This window comes from Gramella sp. KN1008 (assembly GCF_004332155.1).
Classification (GTDB): Bacteria; Bacteroidota; Bacteroidia; order Flavobacteriales; family Flavobacteriaceae; genus Christiangramia.
The window spans coordinates 38,861-65,556 of sequence record NZ_SJDV01000004.1 but is presented as its reverse complement, the minus strand read 5'-3'; the positions used below and the strand labels follow the sequence as shown (position 1 = coordinate 65,556).

General features: G+C 40.6%; 27 protein-coding genes. 7 read left to right on the top strand and 20 right to left on the bottom strand.

What is annotated here, in order from left to right; translation table 11 throughout:
* Positions 1 to 85 precede the first annotated feature (85 nt).
* From EZJ28_RS08555 to EZJ28_RS08545, 3 genes are read left to right on the top strand one after another with little or no spacing between them, the layout of a single operon-like run.
* Positions 86 to 523 (top strand): hypothetical protein, encoded by a 438-nt coding sequence (locus EZJ28_RS08555; RefSeq protein WP_131396871.1) that lies wholly within the window; start codon positions 86 to 88, stop codon positions 521 to 523.
* Between the two features lie 42 nt (positions 524 to 565).
* Positions 566 to 1,111: an RNA polymerase sigma factor gene (locus EZJ28_RS08550; RefSeq protein WP_131396869.1), complete on the top strand. Its 546-nt coding sequence runs from the start codon at positions 566 to 568 to the stop codon at positions 1,109 to 1,111.
* On the top strand, positions 1,108 to 2,550 hold the full coding sequence (locus EZJ28_RS08545) for a hypothetical protein (protein WP_131396867.1): 1,443 nt from the start codon (positions 1,108 to 1,110) through the stop codon (positions 2,548 to 2,550). The genes EZJ28_RS08550 and EZJ28_RS08545 overlap by 4 nt, the downstream gene beginning before the upstream one ends.
* On the opposite strand, the gene EZJ28_RS08540 is transcribed toward EZJ28_RS08545, so the two are convergent.
* Positions 2,547 to 3,290, bottom strand: coding sequence for a 1-acyl-sn-glycerol-3-phosphate acyltransferase (locus EZJ28_RS08540; protein WP_131396865.1), 744 nt, complete (start codon positions 3,288 to 3,290; stop codon positions 2,547 to 2,549). The genes EZJ28_RS08545 and EZJ28_RS08540 overlap by 4 nt on opposite strands.
* Positions 3,291 to 3,364: 74 nt before the next feature.
* On the opposite strand from EZJ28_RS08540, the gene trpS reads away from it, so the two are divergent.
* Positions 3,365 to 4,333, top strand: coding sequence for a tryptophan--tRNA ligase (gene trpS, locus EZJ28_RS08535; protein ID WP_131396863.1), 969 nt, complete (start codon positions 3,365 to 3,367; stop codon positions 4,331 to 4,333).
* On the opposite strand, the gene dprA is transcribed toward trpS, so the two are convergent.
* Positions 4,330 to 5,430 (bottom strand): DNA-processing protein DprA, encoded by a 1,101-nt coding sequence (gene dprA, locus EZJ28_RS08530; RefSeq protein WP_131396861.1) that lies wholly within the window; start codon positions 5,428 to 5,430, stop codon positions 4,330 to 4,332. The genes trpS and dprA overlap by 4 nt on opposite strands.
* A 99-nt stretch (positions 5,431 to 5,529) precedes the next feature.
* Between dprA and EZJ28_RS08525 the strand changes: the two genes are divergently transcribed.
* Together EZJ28_RS08525 and EZJ28_RS08520 are read left to right on the top strand one after the other, a co-directional pair.
* Positions 5,530 to 6,459 (top strand): SPOR domain-containing protein, encoded by a 930-nt coding sequence (locus EZJ28_RS08525; protein WP_165499053.1) that lies wholly within the window; start codon positions 5,530 to 5,532, stop codon positions 6,457 to 6,459.
* A 56-nt stretch (positions 6,460 to 6,515) separates the two neighbouring features.
* Positions 6,516 to 7,025: an acyl-CoA thioesterase gene (locus EZJ28_RS08520; RefSeq protein ID WP_131396857.1), complete on the top strand. Its 510-nt coding sequence runs from the start codon at positions 6,516 to 6,518 to the stop codon at positions 7,023 to 7,025.
* Positions 7,026 to 7,172: 147 nt separating this feature from the next.
* On the opposite strand, the gene EZJ28_RS08515 is transcribed toward EZJ28_RS08520, so the two are convergent.
* The 17 genes from EZJ28_RS08515 to EZJ28_RS08435 form a co-directional block, all read right to left on the bottom strand.
* Positions 7,173 to 8,396, bottom strand: coding sequence for a murein hydrolase activator EnvC (locus EZJ28_RS08515; RefSeq protein ID WP_131396855.1), 1,224 nt, complete (start codon positions 8,394 to 8,396; stop codon positions 7,173 to 7,175).
* The gene (locus tag EZJ28_RS08510) at positions 8,393 to 9,163 is read right to left on the bottom strand and encodes a DUF4292 domain-containing protein (protein ID WP_131396853.1); all 771 of its coding nucleotides are present in this window, start codon (positions 9,161 to 9,163) and stop codon (positions 8,393 to 8,395) included. The genes EZJ28_RS08515 and EZJ28_RS08510 overlap by 4 nt, the downstream gene beginning before the upstream one ends.
* On the bottom strand, positions 9,163 to 10,527 hold the full coding sequence (locus EZJ28_RS08505; protein ID WP_131396851.1) for a tetratricopeptide repeat protein: 1,365 nt from the start codon (positions 10,525 to 10,527) through the stop codon (positions 9,163 to 9,165). Before EZJ28_RS08505 ends, EZJ28_RS08510 begins: the two co-directional genes overlap by 1 nt.
* Positions 10,528 to 10,536: 9 nt before the next feature.
* Positions 10,537 to 11,547, bottom strand: coding sequence for a sugar phosphate nucleotidyltransferase (locus tag EZJ28_RS08500; RefSeq protein ID WP_131396849.1), 1,011 nt, complete (start codon positions 11,545 to 11,547; stop codon positions 10,537 to 10,539).
* A gap of 73 nt (positions 11,548 to 11,620) precedes the next feature.
* Positions 11,621 to 12,055 carry a dUTP diphosphatase gene (gene dut, locus EZJ28_RS08495; protein WP_131396847.1) on the bottom strand — a complete coding sequence of 145 codons (435 nt, stop codon included), beginning with the start codon at positions 12,053 to 12,055 and terminating at the stop codon, positions 11,621 to 11,623.
* Positions 12,052 to 13,494 (bottom strand): oligosaccharide flippase family protein, encoded by a 1,443-nt coding sequence (locus tag EZJ28_RS08490; protein WP_131396845.1) that lies wholly within the window; start codon positions 13,492 to 13,494, stop codon positions 12,052 to 12,054. The genes dut and EZJ28_RS08490 overlap by 4 nt, the downstream gene beginning before the upstream one ends.
* 60 nt (positions 13,495 to 13,554) lie before the next feature.
* Entirely contained in the window at positions 13,555 to 13,998 is a 444-nt protein-coding gene (locus EZJ28_RS08485) for a hypothetical protein (protein WP_131396843.1), read from the bottom strand.
* Between the two features lie 185 nt (positions 13,999 to 14,183).
* The gene (gene atpG / locus EZJ28_RS08480) at positions 14,184 to 15,044 is read right to left on the bottom strand and encodes an ATP synthase F1 subunit gamma (RefSeq protein ID WP_131396842.1); all 861 of its coding nucleotides are present in this window, start codon (positions 15,042 to 15,044) and stop codon (positions 14,184 to 14,186) included.
* 45 nt (positions 15,045 to 15,089) lie between these two features.
* The gene (atpA, locus tag EZJ28_RS08475) at positions 15,090 to 16,670 is read right to left on the bottom strand and encodes a F0F1 ATP synthase subunit alpha (protein ID WP_131396840.1); all 1,581 of its coding nucleotides are present in this window, start codon (positions 16,668 to 16,670) and stop codon (positions 15,090 to 15,092) included.
* 45 nt (positions 16,671 to 16,715) lie between these two features.
* Positions 16,716 to 17,270 (bottom strand): ATP synthase F1 subunit delta, encoded by a 555-nt coding sequence (atpH, locus tag EZJ28_RS08470; RefSeq protein ID WP_131396838.1) that lies wholly within the window; start codon positions 17,268 to 17,270, stop codon positions 16,716 to 16,718.
* Positions 17,271 to 17,272: 2 nt separating this feature from the next.
* Positions 17,273 to 17,767 (bottom strand): F0F1 ATP synthase subunit B, encoded by a 495-nt coding sequence (locus tag EZJ28_RS08465; RefSeq protein WP_131396836.1) that lies wholly within the window; start codon positions 17,765 to 17,767, stop codon positions 17,273 to 17,275.
* Positions 17,768 to 17,852: 85 nt separating this feature from the next.
* Positions 17,853 to 18,074 (bottom strand): ATP synthase F0 subunit C, encoded by a 222-nt coding sequence (gene atpE / locus EZJ28_RS08460; RefSeq protein ID WP_011711113.1) that lies wholly within the window; start codon positions 18,072 to 18,074, stop codon positions 17,853 to 17,855.
* 24 nt (positions 18,075 to 18,098) lie between these two features.
* Positions 18,099 to 19,193 carry a F0F1 ATP synthase subunit A gene (gene atpB, locus EZJ28_RS08455; RefSeq protein WP_131396834.1) on the bottom strand — a complete coding sequence of 365 codons (1,095 nt, stop codon included), beginning with the start codon at positions 19,191 to 19,193 and terminating at the stop codon, positions 18,099 to 18,101.
* Between the two features lie 135 nt (positions 19,194 to 19,328).
* Positions 19,329 to 19,712, bottom strand: coding sequence for a hypothetical protein (locus tag EZJ28_RS08450; RefSeq protein ID WP_131396832.1), 384 nt, complete (start codon positions 19,710 to 19,712; stop codon positions 19,329 to 19,331).
* On the bottom strand, positions 19,713 to 19,928 hold the full coding sequence (locus tag EZJ28_RS08445) for an AtpZ/AtpI family protein (RefSeq protein WP_394346089.1): 216 nt from the start codon (positions 19,926 to 19,928) through the stop codon (positions 19,713 to 19,715).
* Positions 19,906 to 20,304, bottom strand: a complete 399-nt coding sequence (locus tag EZJ28_RS08440; RefSeq protein WP_131396830.1) for a polymer-forming cytoskeletal protein — start codon at positions 20,302 to 20,304, stop codon at positions 19,906 to 19,908. The genes EZJ28_RS08445 and EZJ28_RS08440 overlap by 23 nt, the downstream gene beginning before the upstream one ends.
* A 12-nt stretch (positions 20,305 to 20,316) precedes the next feature.
* Entirely contained in the window at positions 20,317 to 22,944 is a 2,628-nt protein-coding gene (locus EZJ28_RS08435) for a hypothetical protein (protein ID WP_131396819.1), read from the bottom strand.
* A gap of 171 nt (positions 22,945 to 23,115) precedes the next feature.
* On the opposite strand from EZJ28_RS08435, the gene EZJ28_RS08430 reads away from it, so the two are divergent.
* A complete protein-coding gene (locus EZJ28_RS08430; protein WP_131396817.1) occupies positions 23,116 to 25,881 on the top strand; it encodes a TonB-dependent receptor in 2,766 nt (921 codons plus the stop codon).
* Between the two features lie 109 nt (positions 25,882 to 25,990).
* On the opposite strand, the gene EZJ28_RS08425 is transcribed toward EZJ28_RS08430, so the two are convergent.
* Entirely contained in the window at positions 25,991 to 26,695 is a 705-nt protein-coding gene (locus EZJ28_RS08425) for an ABC transporter ATP-binding protein (protein ID WP_131396815.1), read from the bottom strand.
* Position 26,696: the final 1 nt, after the last annotated feature.

Sequence of the window (26,696 nt, the reverse complement as noted above, 5' to 3'; positions counted from 1 at the left end):
TAAAAATCCCCTCACGGGGATTTTTTTTGTTTTGCACGCAACCATTTTCAATTATATGTATCTACTAACAAAAGCATATAATCTGATGAAAAAAAATGTATTTATTCTATTTTTAGCTCTATCATTTACGAGTTGTTCGGTAGATGATGAGGGTCCTTCTTTTGAATACGATATTGCGGAAATTATTTCGAATAATTTACCAGATCAATTTGAGTTAGGAGAGACCTATGAAGTTACAGTAACATATTCACTACCTTCGGCGTGTCACAATTTTGCTGGTATTGATGCGAGAAGAGCCGGAAACACGGGAGAAGATGTTAGAACTATCTACGTTGCAGCGATTGCAGCGATTGAGTTGGGTACCTCTTGTGATGATACTGTAGAAGGCGATGAAGGAACCACTAAATTTACCATTCCGATAACTGAGGAAGAGGATTATACCTTTAAATTTCTTATTGGAGAAGCCGGAGGCGAAGCAGTTTACGAAACGGTGGTTGTTCCTGTTGGTCAGCCTGAAGTATAGACAAAGTAGTAGCTAATTAAATTTAAGTCATACATCTTTTAAGTGGGGTTAAAAGATCTTATTCTCAAGTGCAAAAAACAGGATAGAAATGCACAGGAACAGCTTTATCGCCTATATGCGGCAAAGCTCTTTGGGTTGTGCCTCAAATATTCTGATAACCGCCAGCAGGCGGAAGACAATCTACAGGATGGATTTGTCACCATATTTGAGAAAATAGCCCAGTATAAAGATACAGGATCTTTTGAAGGCTGGATGAAAAGGATAATTATAAATACCGCATTGCAAAAGCACCGGCAACAAAAGGTATATGGCATTACGAACGAAAGCCACCTCCCTGAAGAAGATATAGAAGTAGAAACTGAAGAGCTTTCGGTGGACTTTCTCCTGGAATGTGTACAGGGTCTTCCAGACCGTTACAGGCAGGTTTTTAACCTTTATGTACTGGATGGCTACTCGCATAAGGAAATCGCAGAGCTTTTAAATATCTCTGAAGGAACCTCAAAATCCAATCTTGCCAGGGCAAGAATGGCATTAAAAGATAGAATTGAAAGAACCCAGAATATTCAAAATTCGGCTCAATCATCATGAAAGAAAAGAAGAACATAGACCGGATTTTTCAGGAAAAGTTCAAGGATTTTGAAAGAGAACCCAGAGAGAAAGTCTGGGATAACATCACTTCAAAACTGGACGAGAAAAAAGAAAAGAAAGCTTTTGTCATTCCTCTATGGATGAAACTGGGAGGTGTCGCAGCGGTTATCGCTGTAATTCTGGCCAGCGTTCTTTTCATACAAAATCAGAAAATAAATCAGAATGGCCCTGGAGTAGTATTTGAAAATCCTGAAAATCAGGACGGAGAAAATACAGGAACCTATGACCAAAAAGGTGCTTCCGAAGATGGAAATCTCGAAAATCAGGTAGCCTCTGAGGAGGCAGATGAATTAAAAGATAAAGTTGAAAGTACCAGCTCATCTCTGGAAAATTCTTCCAATTCATCTTCCACATCAAAGAATAATCGATCTAAAAAAACGAACAGTTCCAATAATGATCCGGTATATATCGATCAGCAGGAATCGGCACTAGCTTCAGAAGAGACAAAAAGTAATGTCAGGGAACAAGGGCAAAATGAAAAAGAAAAAGTGGTAATAAAGCCGGAAGTAAAAATTAAAGAGGCTTCCGGCATGATTGCCGAAGCCGAAAAAGATTCAACCAAAACAGAGAGCCTCCTAAAAGACCCTGAAGAAAATGCACTTGCCCGGTTTGAAGAAGAGAAGAAAAAAGATGAAAAAGAAGAAGCAATAGCCGAGGTCAATTCAAAAAGATTGAGACTTTCAACTTTCGCGGCACCTATTTTCTATAAGAATATGGGAAGTGGAAACGAACTTTCATCCCAATTTTCGAATAATGCATCGTCTTCAGAGGTCACTCTTTCCTATGGGATGAAGATCGCTTACGAACTCTCTGATAAGATCAGAATAAGAACCGGTGTAAGTAAGATCAATGTGAGCTATAATATTCAGGATATTTCATATTCGCCTGCGGCAATAGGAGTTAGTCTGGATAACGTAAATCCTGCAGAAGAGAATGTGCAGATAAGGAATAACGCTCGCTCTGGTAACGAAATGAGTTCCGGGTCTTTCACACAGAACTCCCTGGCAGCTTCTATCTTTACACCCGGTGAGATCAATCAGCAATTTGGCTTTATAGAAGTGCCAATTGAGGTAGAATATGTTCTAATAGACCAGAAATTTGGCCTCAATCTTATAGGGGGGGGAAGCAGCCTGTTTCTCGACAAAAACCGGCTGGACCTGGTAGCAGGAAACACTTCCACGAACCTTGGTGAAGCCAGCAATATTAATAGTACCAGTTTTAGTACTAACATCGGGCTTGGAATGGATTATAAACTGAATGATCAATTTAGTATTAGCCTTGAGCCAATCTTTAAATATCAGCTGAATACCTTTAATAATGTGAACAACGTGCAGCCGGTGAATTTCGGAATTTATTCCGGCCTGAACCTTAAATTTTAAGAAATGGAAGGGTTTTGAAGTTCTTTAAGTATCACCTGACGAACCTTTTCTTTTAGCGGCCGCCGGTCCTGCAGCTTAAGCCCTCCCGTGCAAACGAAGTTATGGATCTTCACTCTTAGTTTTCCCGGTCCTCCAGAAAAGAATGTGTAAGAGAAGCGTTTCTTAGTGTCATGGAAGGTTAAAGGCACTATCGGGATCTGATGCTCTATTGCCAGCCTGAATGCACCATCTTTGAACTCGTCCAGAACAATGGATTCATCATCCGGAACCCCGCCTTCGGGAAAGATGCATACACTGTTTTCCTGTTTTAATCTTCTTTGGGCCTCATCAAAAGCATCCTTCTTACTTCTCTGATTGTTTCTGTCAACCAGGATACAGGTTCTTCGATAGAAAAATCCAAAAACCGGGATCTTACTAAGTTCCTTTTTCCCAATAAACACAAACGGTTGTTTGATCACATATAGCATGAGCATAATGTCCAGCATGGAAGTGTGATTTGCCACCAGCATATAACTTTTATGTTTGTCAGGAAATTCATCAGCATTCACCTTTACAGAAAACCCCATTCCATGTATGATTATCTTTGCCCAGAGACGTGCACAGATAAAGAATTGAGGATAGAATCTTTCAGCCGAGGTGAAAACAAGCAGAAAAGGGAGCATTATCACTATTGGGATAACCATCAGAATATAGAACCAGATGCGCCATAATAGAATTCCCGCCTTTTTTAGATAACTCATGACTCCAAAAGTAATGAAATGAACCGAGGGAATTCTATAAAAAAATTACCTTTGCAGGAAAATTCGAGAAGTCAATGGCCAGAATACTTACAGGAGTACAAAGCACGGGAACACCACACTTAGGCAATCTTTTAGGCGCAATCATGCCGGCGATAGAAATGACCAATAAGCCAGATAATGAATCATTTATTTTTATTGCAGACATGCACTCCCTTACCCAGATTAAGGATGCCGAAACCCTTAGGCAAAACACCTATTCTGTAGCAGCTACCTGGCTTGCCTGTGGTTTGGATATTGAGCGCAGCGTTTTTTACCGTCAAAGCGATATTCCCCAGGTTACTGAATTAACCTGGTACCTAAGCTGCTTCTTTCCATATCAGAGATTGACCCTGGCGCATTCCTTTAAGGACAAGGCAGATCGTCTGGAAGATGTAAATGCAGGCTTGTTCTCCTATCCCATGCTAATGGCAGCCGATATTCTGCTTTACGATGCTGAAATAGTCCCGGTAGGAAAAGACCAGTTACAACATCTTGAAATGACCAGGGATGTGGCTTCACGATTCCACGCCAAAATGGGTGAGGTTTTCGTTCTTCCTGAGGCGAAAGTACAGAAGGATACTATGTATGTTCCGGGAACAGATGGTGAGAAAATGAGTAAATCCAAGGACAACACTATCAATATTTTCCAAACCGATAAGAAACTGAGAAAGCAGATCATGGGTATTCAGACCGACAGTACTCCGTTAGAGGAGCCAAAAGATCCGGATACCTGTAATGTATTTGCCTTATATAAACTCATCGCAACCGATGAACAGATCTCAGAAATGAGAAAGAACTACGAGGCTGGTGGTTATGGCTACGGACATGCAAAACAGGCGTTTTTCGAACTTGTTAAAGACAGGTTTCAGGAACCAAGGGAGAAGTATGAGTACTATATTAACAATCTGGAAGAAGTTGATAAAGCTCTGGCCAAAGGAGCCGAAAAAGCCAGACTGGTGGCTGATGAAGTGCTGAAAAAAGTTCGTGAAAAAGCTGGTTACTAGATAGCTTCAAATAATTTACCGGGCAATGGCCTTATCACACCTTTTAATTCCATATTCAACAACAAAGAGGCTGTTTTAAAAGTGGGAAAATTACAGTTAAGAGCCAGGAGGTCAAGTTCTGTTTTACCCCTGCTCTTTAGAAATTCATAGAGCTTCTGCTCATCATCTTCCAGTTCTACGAACAACTGCTTCTGAACCGATTTTTGTTTTTCTTCGATTTCCCAGTTAAGAATATAAGCAAGATCTGCCGCTGACGTAAGCACATGAGCCTTCTGGGCCTTTATAAGATTGTTACAGCCCAGGCTGAACTTATCGGTGGGTCTGCCAGGCACGGCAAAGACTTCGCGATCATAAGATCCGGCAATATCGGCGGTGACCAGAGCTCCCCCTTTTTCAGCACTCTCAATAACTACCGTAGCCTCACTTAACCCTGCAATTATCCGGTTACGTTTCAGAAAATTATTACGGTCAAATTTATCGGTGCTCCAGAAATCAGTGAAAAAACCACCATTTTGCTCAACCTGAGCGACATATTTCTTATGCACCTTCGGATATACCTGGTTAAGTCCATGAGCAAGGCAGCCAATGGTTTGAAGCCCGTTCTTTACAGCGGCTTTCTGAGCAGTAATGTCAACTCCATATGCAAATCCTGAAACGATCACAGGTTCCAGGGGTGAAATATCTTCAATCAATTTTTCACAAAAAGACATCCCATGGGAAGTAATCTGTCGCGTTCCCACGATACTGATAATCCGTTTTTTCTTCAGGTCTATATTACCTTTTGAGAACAACAATATAGGACCATCAATGCAATGTTTAAGTTTTTCCGGATAATCGCTCTCCTGAAAATAATGATACTTAATCTTATTGGTTTCAATAAAATGTAATTCCTCTTCAGCAGCCTTAAGATGCCCTGGATCATTAATCTCTTTTATCCTAATGCTCCCAACGCCGTCAAGTTTAAGCAAATTAGACTTCTTCTCCCTGAAGATATTTTCAGCATTTCCAAAATGCCTTATAAGTTTCTTTGCTGTGGTATCTCCCAGATTTGGAATATGTTGCAAAGCCAGGACATAGAGTAAGTCTTCCGATTTCATGCAGCCTAATTTGACTAAAATTACAGAAAAAAAGATTTGTTAATAAAATTTCTTTGGGTAACTTTAACCCACTACCAATAACTTATATTTTTGCTGCCCATGAATATAACCAGCCACATCCAGGACCTACTCTACAGATACGAATGCGTAGTTTTACCCGGTTTCGGGGCCTTTTTATCCCAGAAGCAATCGGCATATATAGACAACGATTCCAATGAATTCTATCCACCTAAAAAACTTATTTCTTTCAACAGGCAGTTGATCAAGAATGACGGGCTTCTGGTGAATTATATTGCAGAAGTGGAAGCGGTGAAGTACAATGTGGCAAGTAATATGATCCAGGAATTCGTTTACGATCTGGAAAACTCATTACAGAATGAATCGAAAGCTGAGCTGGCAAATATTGGTAAGTTCTATCTGGATAGCGAAGACAAACTTCAGTTCGAGCCATTTACCCAGATAAATTTCCTTACTCAGTCTTTTGGGCTTGATTCCTTCAAAACCACTGCGGTTCAAAGAGAAGTATACAAGCAGCAGGTAGAAGAACTGGAAGAAAAAGCTCCACTTCTTTTCACTCCTGAAAAAAGAAGCTCTAAAATACTTAGATATGCTGCCATAGGATTGATAGCTATTGGAATTTCAAGCTTTGCCGGTCTGAATATTTACAGCAGTCAGGTTTCAAAACATAATATCGCTGAGCAACAGGAGGCTGAAAGCAAACTGCAGGAGCAGATACAGCAGGCTACCTTTGTAATAGACAATCCTCTGCCAGCCGTCACTTTTGAAGTTGAAAAACAATCAGGTAATTACCATATAGTTGCCGGGGCATTTAGAGTTGAAGAAAATGCCGAGAAGAAGGTAAAGGAATTACGCGAAGAAGGCCATAAGGCGAGACTTATTGGAGCCAACAAATATGGACTTCACCAGGTAGTTTATTCAAGTCATCAGACTCGCAGGGAGGCTATCAACAAACTTTATGAAGTTAAGAGAAGCAATGAAGGTGCCTGGTTACTGGTTCAGGAACTTTAATACTTTATTAACGGCGCTACCTCCTAAATCCTCCTTATTTTTGCACAAAAATAAATATGGAGGCTAAACTACCCAGCGAATCGCGTACTACCTTGACAGATCTGGTCTTACCCAGTGAAACCAATCCATTGAACAATCTTTTTGGTGGTGAATTACTTGCCAGAATGGACCGTGCTGCGAGTATTGCGGCCAGAAGGCACAGCCGTAGGATCGTGGTGACCGCCTCTGTTAATCATGTTGCCTTTAATAAAGCTATTCCTTTAGGTAGTGTTGTAACCGTAGAAGCAGCCGTTTCAAGGGCTTTTAAATCTTCCATGGAGATATTTATCGACGTATGGATCGAAGACCGGGAAAGTGGCCGCAGAAGCAAGGCTAATGAAGCTATCTATACTTTCGTTGCAGTAGATGAAACCGGAACTCCCGTTAAAATTCCACCATTAGAGCCTGAAACAGATCTTGAAAAGGAACGATTTGCAGCAGCATTAAGAAGAAAACAATTGAGCCTGGTACTCGCGGGTAAAATGAAACCTGCAGAAGCCACCGAGTTGAAGGCCTTGTTTGAATAAGCAAAAGGAAAACTTACTTTCCTTCAATTTGAGACCGGATAGATGTGTTTCAGTGCGAGGAAAATCCTTCCGGTTTACGTTTACTTATTATAGGTGAGTTTTATACCGAAGTAATCTCTTTTTATTAAAAAGTCGTCTAAATCAATTTTACATTCGATAGATCCAGTCTGCCGGATCCATTTTCTGATTGTTCTTATACAGCAAAAAGTGCAGGGTCGTTTTGCCGGTAGTCCTGCTAGTGGCTATCTCTCCAATCTCCTGTTCAGTTACCACCACATCTCCTCTTTTAACATACACTGTTTCCAGGTTATTATAAATGGTGATATAATCACCATGCCTTACCATAACCGCTTTATTGGCTCCCTTAACAGCCTGAACCTCACTAACGGTACCGTTAAAAACAGCACGGGCCTTCCCTCCTTCATCGGTATCTATACGAACTCCATTATTATTTACCATTACCGATCTTACCACAGGATGCCGCTGTTTGCCATATTTCATCGTAACCACTCCTGATCTCACTGGCCATGGCAACTTCCCTTTGTTATTATTAAAATCGGCCGCAAGCGCTTTGGCCGCAGGAGTAAGTTCATAAGTATCTCTGGAAGAAGAACCGCTTTCTTCATTGCTCTTAGCGATAGATTCACGAATCATTCTTTCTATGGCGCGATCTATCTCGTCAATCTCATTTTGCTTTTGCCTTATCTGCGCCGCGAACTGCCCTTCCCGTTTTTTTATCGTAGCCATCAGCTCCTGCTGAGATCTTCGGTTCTTTTCCAGTTCAGCCCTCGTTTTACGGTTTTCGGCAATCAATTGTTCCTTTTCTTCCTTTTGTTGTACAAGCCTGGAATTAAGTTCCTGCAATTGTGCCGTGTTTGCCTTTATTTCCTCTCCCTGCTGTTTTCTATACTCAGTATACTGTTTCATATACTGAAGCCGCTTATAGGCCTGTAAAAAGTTCTTAGACGATAACAGGAACATGATCCTGCTTTGCTGGGATTTACTTTTATACGATCTGCGGATCATTCTGGCATAATCCTCCTTAAGTTGTTCGAGTTCCTTCCTTAGTTGGCCAATTTTGTTGGTATTCGTATTTATTTCGCGAGTAAGAAGGTTTGCCTGCTGATTGGTAAGTTTAATAAGGTCTTCTGTGCTTTTGATCTGCTGGTTGAGATCCTCCACCTGACCAAGAACAGAACGCTGCTTTTTTTGATTGGAGATACGCAGTTCATTGATCCTGCTTATCTCGTTTCTGAGTTCTATCCGCCTTTTTTCAAGCTCGTCACGATTAGTCTGAGCATTGGTAACATTAAAACCAAGAAATAGGACAAATAGGAAAAGTAAGGGTCTAGAATAATTTATTCCGATCATTTTAAACTGATTTCTTCATAACCTGACGGGATCTCAAACGGGAAGCTCACCTCTTCGTTAAAAGAAAGGGATCTGTAAGTTAGATCTATATTGGTGCTGGAGCCTCCTTCATTTGCAATGATCTTAATATTTTCCGGAAATACCATTCCGTCCACGCTTTGATATTCTGAATAGGTTACAGTTAAACTTCGGTTCTCATTCTCCTGTGCCAGCTGCTGGGCACCGGCTTTGAAACTACCCGGATTTAAAAGGAACATTTTCTTCATATTGTCCACGCCATCATTAACAAATTGAAAACCACGAGGAGATTGCATAAAATCATATTCTTCTGCCCGCAGGTCATAAATAGCCTGACCGATCAATAAATTTTGGAGCTTTTTAAAATCCAGCGGGGTTCCCAGGAATTCGCTCACCAGGCTGAAGTCTCCTTCAAAATAAGTCTGGGTTACCTTTTCATAATAACTTACACTTGTAGGTGTGATATAGGCTTTAGCCACCGGAAAACCAAGAATACTGGCGCTCATCCAGATCGCTTCATCTTTTTTCATTCTAAAGCTCAGATTCACGGACTGGGTCTTTTCAGTATTCTGATAAACGGCACGTAACTTTCCTGAAGCCGTGTTAAAATCGGTTTCGTTGGTATAGTGCTTTTTGATCACTGAAACAGCTTCGGCATTCTTTGTAGCAATTCCCGAGGCAGACCTGCTGCTACCACAACTAATTACAAATCCGGAAATTGCGATTAAAACAAATATCTTCTTCAACATCAGTTAATTTCTTTTTTCAAATTTTGCGCCTTGCGACGATACTCTTCTGCTTTACTAACATTATTCATACCATTGTAGCTAATAGCCAGCTGAGAATAGAAGTCAACCTCCATGCGAATATCATCTATCAGGTAATCCAGGCCTTCCATAAGGCTCTCTTCGGCAGCTTCAAAGTCTGCAAGTTTATTCAGCGCAACACCCTGAAGCAGATAAAATACCGCCTGGGACGGAAAACTTTCCAGTGCCTCAGCACTTAAATCCCTCGCAGCTTCATATTTTTCGAATTCAAGCTGCAAAAGAAGTGTATTCCTGATAAGTTCAAAATTATCGGGATTTTCCTTAAGACCCAGTTCAAAGAACGTGAGAGCGTCTTCTCTATTGTTCTTTTTCATGTAATACTGCCCCAACTGTTCATAAAGCTTTGGCGCATTTTCCCATTCGGTAAGCTTGCCGGCAACCTGAATAAGTACCTCTTCATAAGCGGGATTGTCCTGAACAAAAGTCAGGAAATCATTAAGAACCTTGAATTTTGATTCGACATCAATCTCTTCACTTTCAAAGACGATTTTCATGGACGCAACAGCAGCGTCAGCATCGCCTTTATTGAGATAGAACTTGTATAGAGCCAGATGCGCTATAGAAGAGCCGGGATTCGCTTCTAAAAGCTCCTGTGCCACCATGAAAGCCTCTTCTTCGTCTCCCTGCTCACTATAGATATAGATAAGGTTAAGATAATTCTGCTCCACTTCGGGGTTATCGGTAATACTTTGTTGTAAATTATCTATTTGTGCCCCGGTATTACTGGTGCGGGCATAGATCTGTCTTCTCATGGAATTACGATAACTGCTAACTCCGAGTTCTTCATCCAGTTCATCCAGTAAGCCCAGCGCTTCATCATAATTTTTATTAAGAAGATAAAGATTGGCTAGGTCTTCTTTATATGTTTTATCAAACGAAATAAGCTTCTTCACCGTGGCAATAGCACCGTCATAATCCTCGGTCATTCCGTAGGTCTGAAAAAGGTAGACAAGAATAGGTTCCTTTTTTGGCTGAAGCTCATGAGCCTTCTGAAAATTATCAATGGCCTTATCAAACTGTTCAAGTTCACGGTAATTCTTTCCCAGTTCAAAATAGACCACCGCCCTTTCTGAGTCCAGGCTGAGACATTTCTCGAGAGCGATTATCGCTTTTTCGTAATTCTCTATTCCTTTTTGCTTTAGGGCCTCAAAGAAATACTCCTGAAATTCATCGGTTACATTTCCCAGATCATCCTGATTAACATCCTGCAAAGGCTGTGGCACCTCCTGAGATTTTACAGGAAATGCCAGAATGGCCATCATCAGGGTGATAAACAGGTATTTCATTTTTAATTTTTATTCCAGTACCGAATAGTCTCCAATGCTAATCTGAGTGAAGTTACCATCAAATTTAGCATGATTCCCGATCATAGCGTTATCCAGACTGGCATTTTTTATAACCGCCTCTGTTTGGATAAGGCTGTTTTTAATCGTTGAATCCTCAATCCTACTGCCATCACCTATCGAAACATTGGGTCCTATCTTCGCATTTACAAGTTCGACATTTTCTCCAATATAACAGGGTTCGGTTATCTCGGCATTTCTGATCTTCACAGAGTCGGATATAAGCTTTTCACCATCCTGATGAAGAAAATTCAACATACGCCCATTGGTTTCTACAGTTACATTCTTATTCCCGCAGTCCATCCATTCATCTACCTTCCCTGGAACGAATTTCAAACCATTGGCTCTCATTCTTTCTATTCCGTCATTAATCTGGTATTCTCCTCCCCTGGTAAGTTTATCATCAAGCACCCCCTGAAGTTCATTTTTCAATACTTCAACATCCTTGAAATAATAGATTCCTATAACTGCAAGATCTGACACAAATTCTTCGGGCTTTTCTACAAGATCTGTGATCTCACCAGCCTGGTTAAGTTGTACCACTCCAAAAGCTGACGGGTTTTCCACCTTTTTAACCCACATCACGCCATCAGCCGATTTGTCAAGGTTGAAATCTGCCTTGAACAAGGTATCGGCATAAGCGATCACCGCAGGACCACTAAGCGATTCCTTGGCACACATAATGGCGTGACCTGTCCCAAGAGGTTTGTCCTGATAGTAAATGGTCCCTTTCGCTCCGAGGCTATTCGCGATCTTCATCAGATCTTTTTCAACCTTTTCACCAAAATCCTCTGCAATTATAAAGGCTACTTCATCTATCTTTTCATCAAGAACCTTTGCGATATCTTCTACGAGCCTATGAACGATTGGCTTACCCGCTATTGGTATTAAAGGTTTTGGAACTGTTAAGGTATGTGGACGAAGTCGCGACCCGCGACCCGCCATTGGTACGATAATTTTCATTTCAATTTTTTTAAGTGCCTCCGGAATTGCCTGAATGGAATTCAAAGAGGTTAATGATTTTCTTTTTTAATAATTATTTGTGGCCAGTGCTACCAAATCCGCCGGCCCCTCGTGCTGATTCCTGAAGTACCTCGGCCTCTTCCCACTTTATCTGCTCATGTTTAGCGATTACAAGTTGTGCCACCCTTTCACCGTCTTCAACAGTAAATTCGTCATTGGAAAGATTCACCAGAATAACTCCTATCTCACCGCGATAATCAGCATCTACAGTACCGGGAGAATTAAGAACTGTGATTCCTTTTTTGGCGGCCAGTCCACTTCGTGGTCTTACCTGAGCTTCATAGCCAATTGGCAACTCGATAAAAAGTCCGGTTTTTATGATGGCTCTTTCAAGAGGTTTTAGCACTACCGGTTCATCGATATTTGCCCGCAGGTCCATACCAGCGGAAGCTTCGGTTTCATAATTTGGTAAATCGTGCTTCGATTTATTAATAACCTTTACAATCATTGATTTAGGATTTTATAAAGTTGTTTGCGTTCCATTGAAAATACTATCAGAAGGAATGCTCCTGTCACAGCTATTCCTGCCATATAATTTTCCCTGAAAAATGTGAAGGAAAGTATTGAAAGTCCCACAGAAAGCAACAAATAAAAACTTATTTTTTTAACGTTATAAGGTACAGGATAGTACTTTTTTCCAAGAAAATAGGAAATAAGCATCATACTGCCATATGCTACCAGTGTAGCCCATGCGGCCGCCATGAATCCCATAACCGGAATCAGGACAATATTCAGCAAAATGGTGATAATCGCTCCAAAGATCGAGATATACATCCCGGTACGGGTCTTATCGGTAAGTTTATACCATACCGAGAGATTATGGTAGACGCCCAGAAAAAGATTGGCAAGTAAAATAATCGGGACTATCCCAATCGCCCTCCAGTATTCCGAATCCCTAATCACCAGGGCTTTGAAAAAATCAATAAAACTTACCAGGATAAGGAATATAATGCTTCCGCAGATTACAAAATACTTCAGTATCTCCGCATAGGTCTCTCTTGCATTTTCTTTTTGAGAGTGATTAAAGAAGAAGGGTTCGGCTCCCATCTTAAAGGCCTGGACGAAGATGGTCATAAAGACGGCCAGTTTATAACAACCGGAATAAGCACCCATAACCTCTTCTGAGATCATATCCTTGATCAGGATCTTATCAAGATTTTCATTTATCACGAATGCGATCCCTGCCACCATGATGGGCCAGCCATATTTCCACATCTGTTTAAAAATGCCAAATTCAAAGCTGATCTTAGTCCTGAAAAAGTAAGGCAGTAATAATAAAAATGTCACACCGCTTGCCGCAACATTGGCCATAAAAATATAGCCCACAATATCCTTTGGCCCATAATTATTTAGAACGAATTGCGGTGCATATTGCGGATAATCCCTGACAAACCAGAGAAAATAGAAATTGAGTAGCACATAGATCAGGATATTGATGATCTTAATCCCGGCAAATTTGATGGGTCTTCCGGTAGCCCTAAGATATGCGAAGGGAACAACTACTAATGTATCAAGAACCAGCACGCTGAACAGCAACTGAAAATAGAACGGATCCAGATCCATTAAGGCAATAAGCGAATCCTGAAAAATAAAGACTCCAATCGCAAAAAGAACCGTAGTAACCGTAAGAGCAATGAAAGCAGTTGAAAATACGCTCCCCTTTTCTTTGGACTGACTGAAGAACCGGAAAAAAGAGGTTTCCATCCCATAAGTGAGCACCACATTAAAGAATGCAGCCCAAACATAAAAAACAGTATTCACCGAATACTCCTCTGCAGGAAGAATATCGGTATGTAACGGCACCAGCACAAAGTTCATGAGGCGTGGGAATACCGTCGCAAAACCGTAAATAAGAGTGTCTTGAAAAAATCTTTTTAAAGTACTCAACAGGAGCGGGTTGATTTATTACAAATATCTGAATAAATCACAATTATGAAAGCCAATGGGCTATTCCTTTTCCACAATTCCCGTGAGTTTATAGTATTTTACCTTATCGTTCTGAGTAAATACAAGAATGGCTTCGTCATCATCTATTTCGAAGGGACTTTTCTCCGGCAATTGTGGCGGTTTGTTGCCATATTCTTCTTTCGGATCTTCATGCATCACAATATCACCGGAACCCATGCGGAAATCTGCCACATACAGATTCGGTTTTTCCTCACTCTTCTTAAGATCTGATTTCATTCCGTGGAAATAAACAGCGTCCAGGGATATGCGATTATCCTGTATGGTAGTAACGGGGATATTTAACCTAATTCCATTTGAATTATATGTGTAATAGACCTCACTGAACTGGGCCGGGATACGCTCCTGCAAATCTTTATTGCTGCCGCAGGAAGCAAAAACAGTCAGAATAAAAACTCCGGCTAAAAATTGTAATGCATTCTTCATAATGTTGGCTTTTTAGATTCTGAAGTTATAAAAACAAAAGCTGTACCAAAGAAAAAGCCCTCATTTCTGAGGGCTTTTAATTCTTCCGTCAAGCTGAACTCGTTTAACTATGTTGAATCTTCGATTTCAGCTTCTATAAGATCCTTCAATATCCCCGATAGTTATCGGGCCAGGATGACGTTTATTTATCCATTCAACGCTTCAGCACCACCAACGATCTCAAGGATCTCATTGGTAATAGAAGCCTGTCTTGCTTTGTTATATGAAAGTTTAAGATCATCCCTAAGCTCTTTCGCATTATCTGTCGCTTTATGCATCGCCGTCATACGTGCACCATGCTCGGCAGCAAAAGAGTCTCTCAGACCTTTAAAAAGCTGCATTTTGAGAGACTTTGGAATAAGGTCTTTAACTATCTCCAGTTTTGAAGGTTCAAAGATATAATCCAGTTGCTTGTTGCTTTCACTTTCAAACGTCTGGATAGGAAGGAACTGTTCGTCCATCACGATCTGAGTAGCCGCATTCTTGAACTGGTTGTAAACGATATCAATTCTATCGAATTTTCCGTCAAGGAAAAGCTGCATTAATTCTTCAGCGATTTCTGAAACGTTCTCAAAAGTAAGTTCATCAAATATCCCATTATTGTTGGTATGAACAGGATAGGTCTTTTTAAGGATATCGTTAGCTTTTTTACCTAAGCTGTAAACCTCTACCTCTTTATCCTGATATTCCTCCTGGATCTTACTTTTCACCTTCTTGATGATGTTAGTGTTAAAAGCTCCCGCTAATCCCTTATTTGAAGAAATAGCAACAATTAGAACCTTTTTCACCTCACGCTCCTCAGCATATTTGCTTCCGGAGTCATCATCGAGAGTAGCACTTAAATCCTGTAGCAACTGGGTCAGTTTTTCAGCATAAGGTCTCATGGAAGTGATCGCATCCTGAGCCTTGCTCAACTTTGCAGCCGATACCATCTTCATGGCACTGGTGATCTGCATCGTTGACGATACCGAAGTGATCCTGCTACGTAATTCTTTTAAGTTTGCCATTTGTTATAATTATAAATTCAAAATTTAAAATTCTGAATTTTAAATTTAGTTCTTGTATTTAGATGAAAGCTCTTTGGCAACCGAGGTCAAGGTATCGGTAACTTCATCCGTAAGTTTTCCTGCTTTCAGGGTGTCAAGAATATCTCTGTGCTTTGCATTAAGATACTCAAGAAAATCCTGCTCAAACTCTTTTACCTTATCAACCGGCACATCTCTTAGAAGGTTCTTGGAACCTGCATAGATGATGGCGATCTGGTTCTCTACCGGATAAGGATCGTTTTGTCCTTGCTTAAGGATTTCCACGTTACGCTTACCTTTTGAGATCACATTCATGGTAGCAGCATCTAGATCTGATCCAAACTTGGCGAATGCCTCAAGTTCACGATACTGAGCCTGGTCAAGCTTCAAAGTACCCGCAACTTTTTTCATAGACTTGATCTGAGCCGAACCACCAACACGGGATACAGAGATACCCACGTCAATCGCCGGACGAACACCAGAGTTGAAAAGGTCTGATGTTAAGAAGATCTGTCCATCGGTAATCGAAATTACGTTTGTTGGAATATATGCCGAAACATCTCCTGCCTGAGTCTCAATAATCGGAAGAGCGGTAAGTGATCCGCCACCTTTCACTTTATCTTTAAGAACATCAGGAAGATCGTTCATTTGCTTTGCAATATCATCATCAGCGATCACCTTAGCCGAACGCTCAAGAAGTCTTGAGTGAAGGAAGAATACATCCCCTGGATACGCCTCACGTCCTGGTGGACGACGAAGTAGAAGGGATACCTCACGGTAAGCAACTGCCTGCTTAGAAAGATCATCATAAACGATCAATGCAGGACGACCCGTATCTCTAAAGAACTCGCCGATCGCAGCACCTGCGAAAGGAGCATAAACCTGCATAGGAGCAGGATCTGATGCGTTCGCAGCAACAATTGTAGTATAAGCTAAAGCTCCCTTGTCTTCAAGAACCTTAGCGATCCCTGCTACAGTAGAGGCTTTCTGTCCGATAGCTACATATATACAATATACCGGTTCTCCGGCATCATAAAATTCCTTCTGGTTAAGAATGGTATCAATACAAACGGTAGTTTTACCCGTCTGACGGTCACCAATCACCAACTCACGTTGCCCTCTCCCCACAGGAACCATCGCATCGATAGATTTAATACCTGTTTGAAGTGGTTCACTTACCGGCTGACGGTAGATTACCCCTGGAGCCTTACGCTCTAGTGGCATCTCATAGGTCTCTCCTTCAATCGCTCCTTTACCATCGATTGGATTTCCGAGAGTATCAACCACACGACCAACAATTCCTTCTCCTACTCTGATAGAAGCAATACGCTGGGTTCTTTTAACTGTAGAACCTTCTTTGATCTCTTTTGCAGGACCTAAAAGTACTACCCCAACATTGTCTTCCTCAAGGTTAAGTACGATCCCTTCAAGACCGCTTTCAAACTGAACCAATTCGCCGTACTGGGCATTTGCCAACCCATATACACTAGCAATACCGTCACCTACGGTTAGAACGGTACCTACTTCGTCTAGAGAGGCCTTGGATTCAAAACCTGATAATTGTTGTTTTAATATTGCTGATACTTCAGCAGGATTTACTTCTGCCATAATTATTCAAGATAAAATGGTACGACTATAGCGTACCGGTTTTAATTAAATTTTTGAAACGTATGTGTTGTCTTTTAATTCTCTTTTTAGCCTGGTGAGGTCTCCAGATACACTTGCATCATATTGCAAGTCTCCTATTCTTAATATAAAACCACCTATAATATCCTCGTCCACAATATTTTTGATAGTGGCTTTAGAACCTGTAAGTTCTTTCACCTTTAAAAGAACAGCAGATTCCAACTCTTTATCTAGAGGCACAGCAGTGGTTACAACTGCCTGCCGTATATTGTTCATTTCATTATACTGTATGATATACTGCCTGGCTACAAGATGAAGAATCTCTATTCTTCCATTTTCAAGCAATATATCTATAGCACCTTTTGTTACTCCGTCCAGATCCTTGAAAATCTCTAGTAAAGCACTTCTCTTAATACTATTTTTAACAACAGGACTGGTAAGCATATTCTCAAGGTCCCGGCTATTAAGCACTGTGCGGGAAATTGAGTGCATATCCTCGTGTACGGCTTCTGCCGAATTCTTATCCTTTGCTAAAGAAAGGATCGCCTTTGCATATCTTTGTGCTGCTCTGGTTCCTTTCATAGTTAATTAAGCTTAGCGTCACCAAGGATCTTCTCGATCATTCGGTGTTGTTCTTCCTTGTCTGATAATTCTTTACGCACCACCTTCTCTGCGATCTCCACTGAAAGTTCTGCGACCTGATTCTTCAGTTCAGCCATTGCAGACTGCTTTTCAAGCTCAATACTTCTTTTAGCATCGGCGACGATCTTATCGGCTTTAGCTTTAGCTTCTTCAGAAGCATCTGCGATGGTCTTCTCTTTTAACTCACGAGCTTCTTTTAGGATAGCATCTCTTTCAGCGCGTGCTTCCTTAAGCAGCTTATCGTTATCGGCTTTCAGGTTTTGCATTTCCTTTCTGGCGTTTTCAGCTGAAGCCAATGCGTCGTTAATAGACTGTTCCCTGTTCCTAATAGAATTAAGAATAGGTTTCCAGGCAAATTTTGCCATAAGGAAAAGCAGTACTAAAAAGACTATTGTCTGCCAGAAAAACAAGCCAAATTCGGGAGTTATTAATTCCATAATTTTAAATAATAATAGTTAAAACATCATCTTAAAAAAGTCCTTTCGCAACCAACCGTTGCGAAAGGAGCTCTTTGTAAATCAATTATCTTAATACACCTAGTAGAGAAGCAACAACTCCAAAAAGAGCAACCCCTTCTACAAGTGCAGCAGCAATAATCATAGCTGTCTGGATTTTTCCAGAAGCTTCTGGCTGACGTGCGATAGCATCCATGGCAGAACCACCGATTTTACCAACACCTACTCCGGCTCCTAGAACCGCTAGTCCAGCTCCTAAAGCTGCAAGACCTACATACAATAATTCCATAATTGAAAAAATTAAAAATTAAAATTAATGATGTTCATGTTCCTCAACCGCCATCCCAATAAACAGGGCCGACAGAATCGTAAAAATAAACGCTTGAAGGAATGCTACCAGCAATTCCAATACTGTTATAAATAAGGCGAAAGGAACCGAAATTCCGGCAACGCCCGCATGTTCTAAAATAAATATCAATCCTATCAAACTAAGGATGATAATGTGCCCCGCCGTAATGTTAGCAAAAAGACGGATCATAAGAGCGATTGGCTTAATGAATAAACCGGCACCCTCAACGATCGCAAGAATCGGTTTTACCCAAGCAGGGATCCCAGGCATCCAGAAGGTGTGCTTCCAGAAGTCCTTGTTTCCATTTACTAAGATCAGCACTAGAGTGAACAATCCAAGAGATACTGTCACAGCTATGTTCCCGGTCACGTTAGCCGCACCAGGAAGCAGTCCCATTAAATTGGTGATCCAGATAAAAAAGAAAACCGTCAAAAGGAAAGGCATGAATTTCATGTATTTCTTCTCTCCCAACTGAGGGATTGCGATCTCATCTCTCACGAAAAGCACAAGCGTTTCAAGAACGTTGTTAAATCCTTTTGGAGCGTGCTCATGTTTTTTGTGATGTCTCGCCAGTCCTATCCAGAAAAAAAGAATCATCAGAATGACTGTGAGAAACATGGCTGCCACATTTTTGGTAATGGACAGATCCCAAGGCTTACTAGCATTCACCGGATGATGCTCTTCATCAAACTCAACAGCAGTTGCATCAGCATCCAACCTGTAAATGTCCTCGTGAAGGTTCACAAACCTCATCCCGTCTTTTTCAACCACATGTTTACCTTCGGTATCGTGGTGAAATTCACTGGACATGAAAGTAACAAGCCCGTTTTCGGTATATAGAATAACAGGTAACGGAAGAGTCACTGAACCGTCTCCCTCTCCAAAGAAATGCCACCCGTGCGCATCACCAATATGGTGCATGATCATTTCGGTAGCATTAAATTCATCTTCAGCGCTGTTATCGTCTTCCTTTGTTTCTCCGGCAAAAAGATTCAGGGGAAGTAAGGCAAAGCCTAGTGCAAGTGTCACTATAATCTTGAAAGATTTATGTGCTGTCATAGTACCTGTTCTACTTAAAAATTATGGGCTCTAAATTTCCGTGCAAAGGTATACTTTTAATTTTTATCTGAAAGCCCCGCTTATAATTTTTTAGAGCTTTCAATAATTTTAACGATTTTACTGAAATACAGGCAGTTATTTGATATTGATTAGTTTAACGGCGTAAACGGTTTCAAAAATCAGAAATAAAAAATAAGGGACAAAAAAAGCGATCATATCATGAAAAGGATTGGCCACATCACTTAACATCATGGGAAGAAGAAAGAGCACGGCTGCAAGCATTTTCAGAAGACTGCATCCCATAAAGGCAAAGCCTGTTTTATCGCTAAAAGTCTTATGGACATAGCTAAGGAACAGGTAGATTAAAAAAGTAGCGATCACATGAAAAGCATATACTAAAACCGTGGTATAATATAGATTGGTCTCCATCAAGAAATTGACAAGAGAATACTGAATTGCAAAAAGCAATATAGAGAACGGAATAAAAAGTTTGAGGAAAGAGAGCAGTTTTAACTTCATTTAGTCGTCGTTCAGGTTTTTTACGCCTCTGTAGACCTGGTATAAGGCAATGAAAACACCCAGGAGTGATAAGGAAATGGTATAAACAGAATATTTGTTGGGATATTTGCCATCCAGCCATATCCCAACAAAGACTCCTGCAGCTATAGTTATACCCATTTGAAACGCTATGTTTACAAACTGGAGATACTTATTACGCTGATCTTTTTTCATCATCTTTTTTAAGAGGTTTTACTCCTCCATTCATCTCACAGGTGGCATTGAATACAGCTCCGGGTTCTACCGCAAGTTTTCCTGCAACCACCTCGCCTTCAATATTGGCAGTGCTTCGCAAACTTAAAACGCCTTTTACGAATAATTTTCCTCTGAATTTTCCTTCAATGTCGGCGTTTTCACATTCAAGGGTACCATTCACAAGGCCTCCTTCGCTAATTACCACTTTGCCGGGAGTCTTAAGACTACCCTCAAGAGTGCCTTCAATTCTGAAACATCCCTTGCCAGAGATCTCCCCTGTGATAATGGTGCCGGCGGCAATACGGTTCTGTTGATTCTGGTCGGTTGTAGGTTTGGATTTTTTGGGGTCTGAAAACATAGTAGGTAGGGTTTAATTGTTGTCCATGTAGATTCTTAAATTTTTCTTAATTTGTACAATTCTATAATTTTCTGCGGACAAAACAAAGGCTTCCCTGCCTATTTTATATTTTTTATTTTTCTGTAATAATTCCTGAAATCCCAGTGCTTTAGATTTATTTTCTAGTCCATGTACCACCACAAAGGTTTGTTGCGGACTGTATACATCCACTGAAACAGAAAGTTTGCTATAATCAAGTTCAGATATAGCCTTTTCCAGTGAATTTTTTAGCCTGGTCAATTCCGATTCTTCCTTAGTCTCAAAAGGATAAATAAGCTTGAAGTTGGTTTGCAGGCTGTCTTTATTAAATTCCAGGGCTTTTAAACCCGGAATACTTGAATTAAGAAGGTTCTGGGCTTTACGGCCTTCCTCGGTTTGTGGATAAGTAGTGGCAATATAATTAAGAGCCTGTTCATAAGCGTCAAGACCTAAAAGTCTTGCATTGGCCTGGGCTTTTAAAAGCTCCAGTTTTGGCACGATCGGGTCTCCAGTAAATCTCTGGATATATTCATTTGCCATCGCGATCACTTCTTCGTATTGCTGGGCCTCATATTTTTGAAAAAGTCCTTTATATAAAAGATCGGGGCTATTCTCATCTTCCTGTATACTTGCGGGATTCAAAATAAAGGCAGCATATCTGGAATCGGGATAGTTTTGAAGAATGTCTCTTTTTATCTCTTCCTGTTCTCTTAGTTTACCCTGAGCCCCGTATATTTTATATAGATTGTATTTAGCAGGCAGGATCAAACGTTCTTCGGGTTCATTTTCCAAAAGGAATTCTAGTCTTTCTGCAGCCAGATCATATTCGCCGTAATTCTCATTATAGATAACACCCAACTGATAATAGGCAAGATTACGCTGAGTTGCCAGGCTATCCAGCACAGAACGTTCGCCGGGAATCCTCATCACATATTCCATAGGATCGTATAACGGATTATTGTCAAGATTGATATCCATTATTCTTTCCTGGGCATTTATCGAACTCTGATTAAGGGCATTGGAACCCCATCGCCAGTTATCGGCAAGTTCCCTGCTTCCCCAGACTCTTAAAAATTCCTGAGCTCCTCTCGATACACGAAGAGGATTGTAAAAATAGAATGTATTTGCTGAACCGGAACCACCTGCCGAAGGAAGAGCGTTTGCCGAAGGAAAATTATTTTCAGGTCCAATACTTGCAGTATAAACCGGCAATTCCCCGGCTTCCATTTCCTTAATGGCTTTAGCTTTTAGCGCGTCGGTATAATCGGTGAAATAGGCGATCTGTTCGTCCTCTGAAAGAGAAGCCAGATAAAGTATGCTATCAGTTTCTTCTGCCATCGTTTCATACTTGATAACATCTTCCAGGTTCTTGCGTTTTTTCTTAATAGTTCTAAACTCCAGAAGCTGGGGAGACATATAAGTAAGGGTACTATCATAATACTTGCCTGCATCCTGATATTTAGCCCTGTCAAAATTTATATTCGCGAGGATCTCATAATTGATGGACTTTAAATAAATATCACTGGAAGGAGACCTTAACGACTTGTTGTAATATTCAATTGCCTTATCTGTTGAATCCAGCCTGGTATAATATTCTCCCAGCTGAAAGTAGATCTTATCCAGGTACGGCCTGTTTTCACGGTCTTCTTCAAGCTCGGTGAGAAGTTCAAGAAGGTATTCCTCATTTCCCGAATTAAAATCAAAATTCCTGGCCTTCTCAACGTACGCATTTACGTAATAGATTCGTGGAGATTTCCGATTAAGAGCAATTACCTCATCAAAAGCTGCATTTGCAGTTGCTGTTTCTCCCAGCCTGTTGTGTAACTGTCCAAGAATATAAAAATATCGCCCTTTTTCTGGATTGATATCAGTAAAATCTGCAGCGTTATAGAGAGGGGCAACCGCGCTGTCTAACTGATTTAGATTGATGTACGCCTGAGCCAGACTTGCGCTGGCGTCTGCCAGATCCTGATCCTCAAGACGGTCTGAATCCAGTACCTTCTTTAGGTTCTTGATCGCGAGCTTTTCATTACCAAGCCTTATATTGGTCTTTTCCCGCCATATACGGGCATGAGTGATATTGTCGCTGGCAGGGTACCGGTAGAGTATATAATTGAAAGCATCGAGAGCCGGAATAAAACGCTGATCAAAATATCGTGCTTTTCCTAACAGCAGGTAAGCCTCATCCATTTGTGGGTTGCGCTCCTTGCCTCCTATCTGCATGGAATGCTTTTGTATTGCCTTAACGGCTTTTTCTTCTGCCCTTCCAAAGTTCTGATTTCGAACGCTGTCCGGCAGGAGGATCTTATCGTCCACATCAAGCCGCTCTACAGGTAGTATATCCCAGTAATTATCGGCATAATTCTGATTGATCTCCTCCCTTCCCTGTTCAAGTGCAAGCTGCCCATTATAAAGCGTATTATATTCTGCAGTAACAGCATGATAATTACGATTTACAAATGAGTCCTTTTTCCTCGAGCAACTCCAGATGATGATTGACAATAATGAGAAAAATAATATTCGGGTTATCGGCTTCAAAATCTGTATCTTTTCCAGGTTAGAATAACTAATTATTTCAAAATTTAGTATAAAAGTAAGTTTCTTTTTCCAAATCAGATTCATTGCAAGGTAATTCAAAGAAAATTCCTGTTTTTTTGAAAATTAATGAAAACATAGAGACGCTATTAGCTATTTTATTGTGATTTTATCAAAATTTAGATTCTATTTATAAATATTTGTTAAATGACTCCCGTTTTTTAATATATTTAATTATCACTTTTTAAATATTTTAAAATGAAAAAGCTTCTAACTCTGCTATTTCTGCTTAGTACAAGCGGGATGATGGCCCAAATTGTCATTACCGGTAATGTTACAGATGAAAAGGGAAAGCCTATTTCAGGAGTAAATATCATGGTTGAAAATGAGACTGTAGGTACTTCAACCGATTTTGAGGGTGAATTCACCATCGAAACCACAGCAAATTTGCCGTTAAATTTAGTGTTTTCAGCAATAGGCTATGGTTTGAAATCAATATCAGTTGTCTCTGCAGATCAAACCGTTAATGTGGTTCTTACTGAAGATGAAACTCAGCTGGGAGAGATCGTGGTTTCCGCTTCAAGAACTCCAGAGAGGATTTTTGAATCACCGGTAAGTGTTGAACTAATTGACAGACAAGACATTCAAAATACTGCTTCAGCAGATTTCTACGGAGAGCTTGAAAACCTTAAAGGGGTGGATATTAATACTAATAGTCTCACCTTTAAATCAGTAAATACAAGAGGCTTTGCGACCTTCGCAAACACAAGGTTTGTACAGCTTGTAGACGGAATGGACAATTCTTCCCCCGCGCTCAATTTCGTCCTTGGCAATCTGCTGGGGATATCACAGCTTGATCTAAATAATATCGAATTGTTACCCGGGGCATCCTCAGCTCTGTACGGAGCAAATGCTTTTAACGGGATCCTTTTTATGAACAGTAAAAGTCCTTTTGATTTCCAGGGTTTAAGTGCTTATGCCACGGGTGGTGTTACCTCTCAGGATGCTGCCGGTACTAACGGTTACTATGATGTTGGAGTAAGGCTTGCAAATAAATTTTCAGATAAGTTCGCCGCTAAGTTCAATTTTTCCTATTTAGAGGGAACAGACTGGTTTGCGGTAAGCGAAGAAAATCTTTTAAATCCCGGCGCAGGGCGTGCTGAAGATCCTAATTACGACGGCTTAAATATTTATGGTGATGAGGTAAACACAAATATAAGAGGTGTAGGTACAGCCCTTGTAGCGGCGGGACGTCTTCCCATGGGATCAGAGCAATTACTTCCTAATGAAGCTGTAAGCCGAACTGGATATGCCGAAACCAGCCTGCACGATTATGATGCGCAAAGCCTGAAACTTGACGCTGCTTTACACTATAGACCATTTGCCGACGATTTTGAAATCATTTATCTGGGAAAATATGGGAGAGGATCAACTATTTATCAGGGAACCAATCGTTATGCTATAAAAGATTTCTGGTTACAGCAACATAAATTAGAAGTTAGGAATAATAATTTTTTTGTACGTGGTTATATAACCGATGAAGATGCCGGAGATTCTTACGATACGCGATTTGCAGCAATAAATATTAACCGGGTATGGAAGTCAGATCAGCTATGGTTTGGAGAATATGCCGGAGCATTCGTTCAGGCCCGAAACCAGGGCGCCTCCGAAGACCAGGCACATGCCATTGCAAGGCAATTTGCCGATACTGGCCGGTTAGTACCGGGCACACAGGAATTTAAGCAGGCCTTTAATGAAGTGGTTTCTGATCCTGATTTTACCACCGGTGCGAAATTTCAGGATCAGTCTCAGTTAAAACACATAGATGCAAACTATAATTTTAGCCACTTGACTGATGCATTTACAGATATCCAGGTAGGTGGTTCATTCAGGCAATACAAGCTGAATTCTTCCGGAACAATATTTACCGATATAGATGGACCAATTCAATACAATGAATATGGATTATATTCCCAGATCCAGAAAAAACTGATTGATGAAAGACTGAAACTTACAGGGTCCATGAGATATGATAAATCTGAACTTTTTAAAGGGCAGGTTACCCCAAGATTTTCAATAGGGTATACAATTGGCGAGGACAGGAACCATAATATTCGTGCTTCAGTGCAAACCGCTTTCAGAAATCCTACGACCCAGGATCTATATATCGGCCTGAATGCAGGTAGGGCCGTTCTTGTGGGTGCAGCAGAAGATAACCTTGACAGGGATGTGAGGACCTTTCCCGTTAGTGGAGGTGGTCAGGCCGTTACCGGTTCTCCAACAGTTGAAGTTGTAGGAAGACAGGCCTATGAAAATGCATTTTCACTGAATTCGGTTTTGCGTGGTGCACCCCAGAAAGCAGAAGTAGATCTTGTACAACCTGAAGAAGCCGTAGTTTATGAAATTGGCTATCGTTCTCAAATGGACCGGGTAAGTATAGATGCAAGTTTTTATTACAATGTCTATGAGAATTTCATTTCTAATGAAACCACTTTGGTTCCTTTCTACGGAGAGGTTGGCGACAACAGCCTGTCTCTATTAGCATTACAGAATGAAGATTATTTCCCCTACCAAACTTATACTAATTCTGATGCAGATGTAAAATCTTATGGTGCAGTTATAGGCTTAAATGTTGAGCTATGGGATAATTATAGTTTAGAAACCAATTATACCTATGCCCAGCAGGATTTTGATCAGGCTTCAGATCCGGATTTCAGAACCAGTTTCAACACACCTAAACACCGCGTGAAAGCATCTTTCGGAAGTCCGGAAGCCTATGAGAATTTCGGGTTTAAATTAAGTTATAGGTGGAGTGATGAATATTTCTGGCAGGCCACTTTTGCAGACGGAAATGTACCGTCATATTCAGTACTTGACGCCCAGGTTAACTACACCATACCGGCGTGGAAAGCAAGGATCAAGCTAGGCGCTAATAATATTCTAGGTGATGAATATTTTACTGCTTATGGAACGGGTTATATAGGATCGCAATATTTTGCTTCTATAATTTTCAATAATCTGTAAAAAAATGCGGTCTTAAGTTTATTATACCTCTTTCCGAGTTTATTTAGGAATCTAGGTATCCTTGAACTTAAGTTCAATTTGACTAATTAACTTAAGACCGTAATTTTTATTACTCTAAAATTTCTCTTGAAAAATAATCTTCAAGTTCATTTAGAGTGGCTTCTGAAGTCTCTATATCCTTAACAATATCTCCTTTATCAAGAACAACGATACGTTCACAAACCTCGGTAACGTGGATAAGATCATGACTTGAAATAAGTACGGTGGTTCCGGTTTTTGATAGCTCCTTCAGGAGTTTCTTCAATCTTATCTGGGTGGTAGGGTCAAGATTTGCAAAAGGCTCATCCAGGATCACCACTTCGGGATCGCCGATTAGGGCTGCCACTATACCAACCTTTTTCTGGTTACCTTTGGAAAGGTCCCGAAGATACTTTTTTCGGCCAATGATCTCACCATTGAATAAGTCTTCAAACTGCGTGAGAAAAGAATCAATATCGGCCTTATTTCTGTTTCGTAGCTCTCCTATGAAGTAAAAGTATTCTTCAGGCGTAAGATACCCGATCAGGAAACTTTCATCAATGAATGAAGAAGTAAAAGGCTTCCATTCCTCACTTTCGCTAACAGTTATATCCTTGTTGAAAATATTGCCGGTTGTAGGCTGAATAAGATCCAGTAAAAGACTAAAGAAGGTAGTCTTTCCGGCACCATTATTTCCTACAAGGCCAAAATTCTGTCCCGGCGGGATATCCAGATGCTCAATATTGAGTACCCTGGTGCCATTATATACTTTTGAAAGATTGGTAGCCGTGATCATA

Excerpts from the sequence above, each read along its gene's own strand:
- EZJ28_RS08555 (WP_131396871.1), top strand. The coding sequence starts at position 86 with ATGAAAAAAAATGTATTTATTCTATTTTTAGCTCTATCATTTACGAGT.
- EZJ28_RS08545 (WP_131396867.1), top strand. The coding sequence starts at position 1,108 with ATGAAAGAAAAGAAGAACATAGACCGGATTTTTCAGGAAAAGTTCAAG.
- EZJ28_RS08540 (WP_131396865.1), bottom strand. The coding sequence starts at position 3,290 with ATGAGTTATCTAAAAAAGGCGGGAATTCTATTATGGCGCATCTGGTTC.
- trpS (WP_131396863.1), top strand. The coding sequence starts at position 3,365 with ATGGCCAGAATACTTACAGGAGTACAAAGCACGGGAACACCACACTTA.
- dprA (WP_131396861.1), bottom strand. The coding sequence starts at position 5,430 with ATGAAATCGGAAGACTTACTCTATGTCCTGGCTTTGCAACATATTCCA.
- EZJ28_RS08525 (WP_165499053.1), top strand. The coding sequence starts at position 5,530 with ATGAATATAACCAGCCACATCCAGGACCTACTCTACAGATACGAATGC.
- EZJ28_RS08520 (WP_131396857.1), top strand. The coding sequence starts at position 6,516 with ATGGAGGCTAAACTACCCAGCGAATCGCGTACTACCTTGACAGATCTG.
- EZJ28_RS08515 (WP_131396855.1), bottom strand. The coding sequence starts at position 8,396 with ATGATCGGAATAAATTATTCTAGACCCTTACTTTTCCTATTTGTCCTA.
- EZJ28_RS08510 (WP_131396853.1), bottom strand. The coding sequence starts at position 9,163 with ATGTTGAAGAAGATATTTGTTTTAATCGCAATTTCCGGATTTGTAATT.
- EZJ28_RS08505 (WP_131396851.1), bottom strand. The coding sequence starts at position 10,527 with ATGAAATACCTGTTTATCACCCTGATGATGGCCATTCTGGCATTTCCT.
- EZJ28_RS08500 (WP_131396849.1), bottom strand. The coding sequence starts at position 11,547 with ATGAAAATTATCGTACCAATGGCGGGTCGCGGGTCGCGACTTCGTCCA.
- dut (WP_131396847.1), bottom strand. The coding sequence starts at position 12,055 with ATGATTGTAAAGGTTATTAATAAATCGAAGCACGATTTACCAAATTAT.
- EZJ28_RS08485 (WP_131396843.1), bottom strand. The coding sequence starts at position 13,998 with ATGAAGAATGCATTACAATTTTTAGCCGGAGTTTTTATTCTGACTGTT.
- atpG (WP_131396842.1), bottom strand. The coding sequence starts at position 15,044 with ATGGCAAACTTAAAAGAATTACGTAGCAGGATCACTTCGGTATCGTCA.
- atpA (WP_131396840.1), bottom strand. The coding sequence starts at position 16,670 with ATGGCAGAAGTAAATCCTGCTGAAGTATCAGCAATATTAAAACAACAA.
- atpH (WP_131396838.1), bottom strand. The coding sequence starts at position 17,270 with ATGAAAGGAACCAGAGCAGCACAAAGATATGCAAAGGCGATCCTTTCT.
- EZJ28_RS08465 (WP_131396836.1), bottom strand. The coding sequence starts at position 17,767 with ATGGAATTAATAACTCCCGAATTTGGCTTGTTTTTCTGGCAGACAATA.
- atpE (WP_011711113.1), bottom strand. The coding sequence starts at position 18,074 with ATGGAATTATTGTATGTAGGTCTTGCAGCTTTAGGAGCTGGACTAGCG.
- atpB (WP_131396834.1), bottom strand. The coding sequence starts at position 19,193 with ATGACAGCACATAAATCTTTCAAGATTATAGTGACACTTGCACTAGGC.
- EZJ28_RS08450 (WP_131396832.1), bottom strand. The coding sequence starts at position 19,712 with ATGAAGTTAAAACTGCTCTCTTTCCTCAAACTTTTTATTCCGTTCTCT.
- EZJ28_RS08445 (WP_394346089.1), bottom strand. The coding sequence starts at position 19,928 with ATGATGAAAAAAGATCAGCGTAATAAGTATCTCCAGTTTGTAAACATA.
- EZJ28_RS08440 (WP_131396830.1), bottom strand. The coding sequence starts at position 20,304 with ATGTTTTCAGACCCCAAAAAATCCAAACCTACAACCGACCAGAATCAA.
- EZJ28_RS08435 (WP_131396819.1), bottom strand. The coding sequence starts at position 22,944 with ATGAATCTGATTTGGAAAAAGAAACTTACTTTTATACTAAATTTTGAA.
- EZJ28_RS08430 (WP_131396817.1), top strand. The coding sequence starts at position 23,116 with ATGAAAAAGCTTCTAACTCTGCTATTTCTGCTTAGTACAAGCGGGATG.
- EZJ28_RS08425 (WP_131396815.1), bottom strand. The coding sequence starts at position 26,695 with ATGATCACGGCTACCAATCTTTCAAAAGTATATAATGGCACCAGGGTA.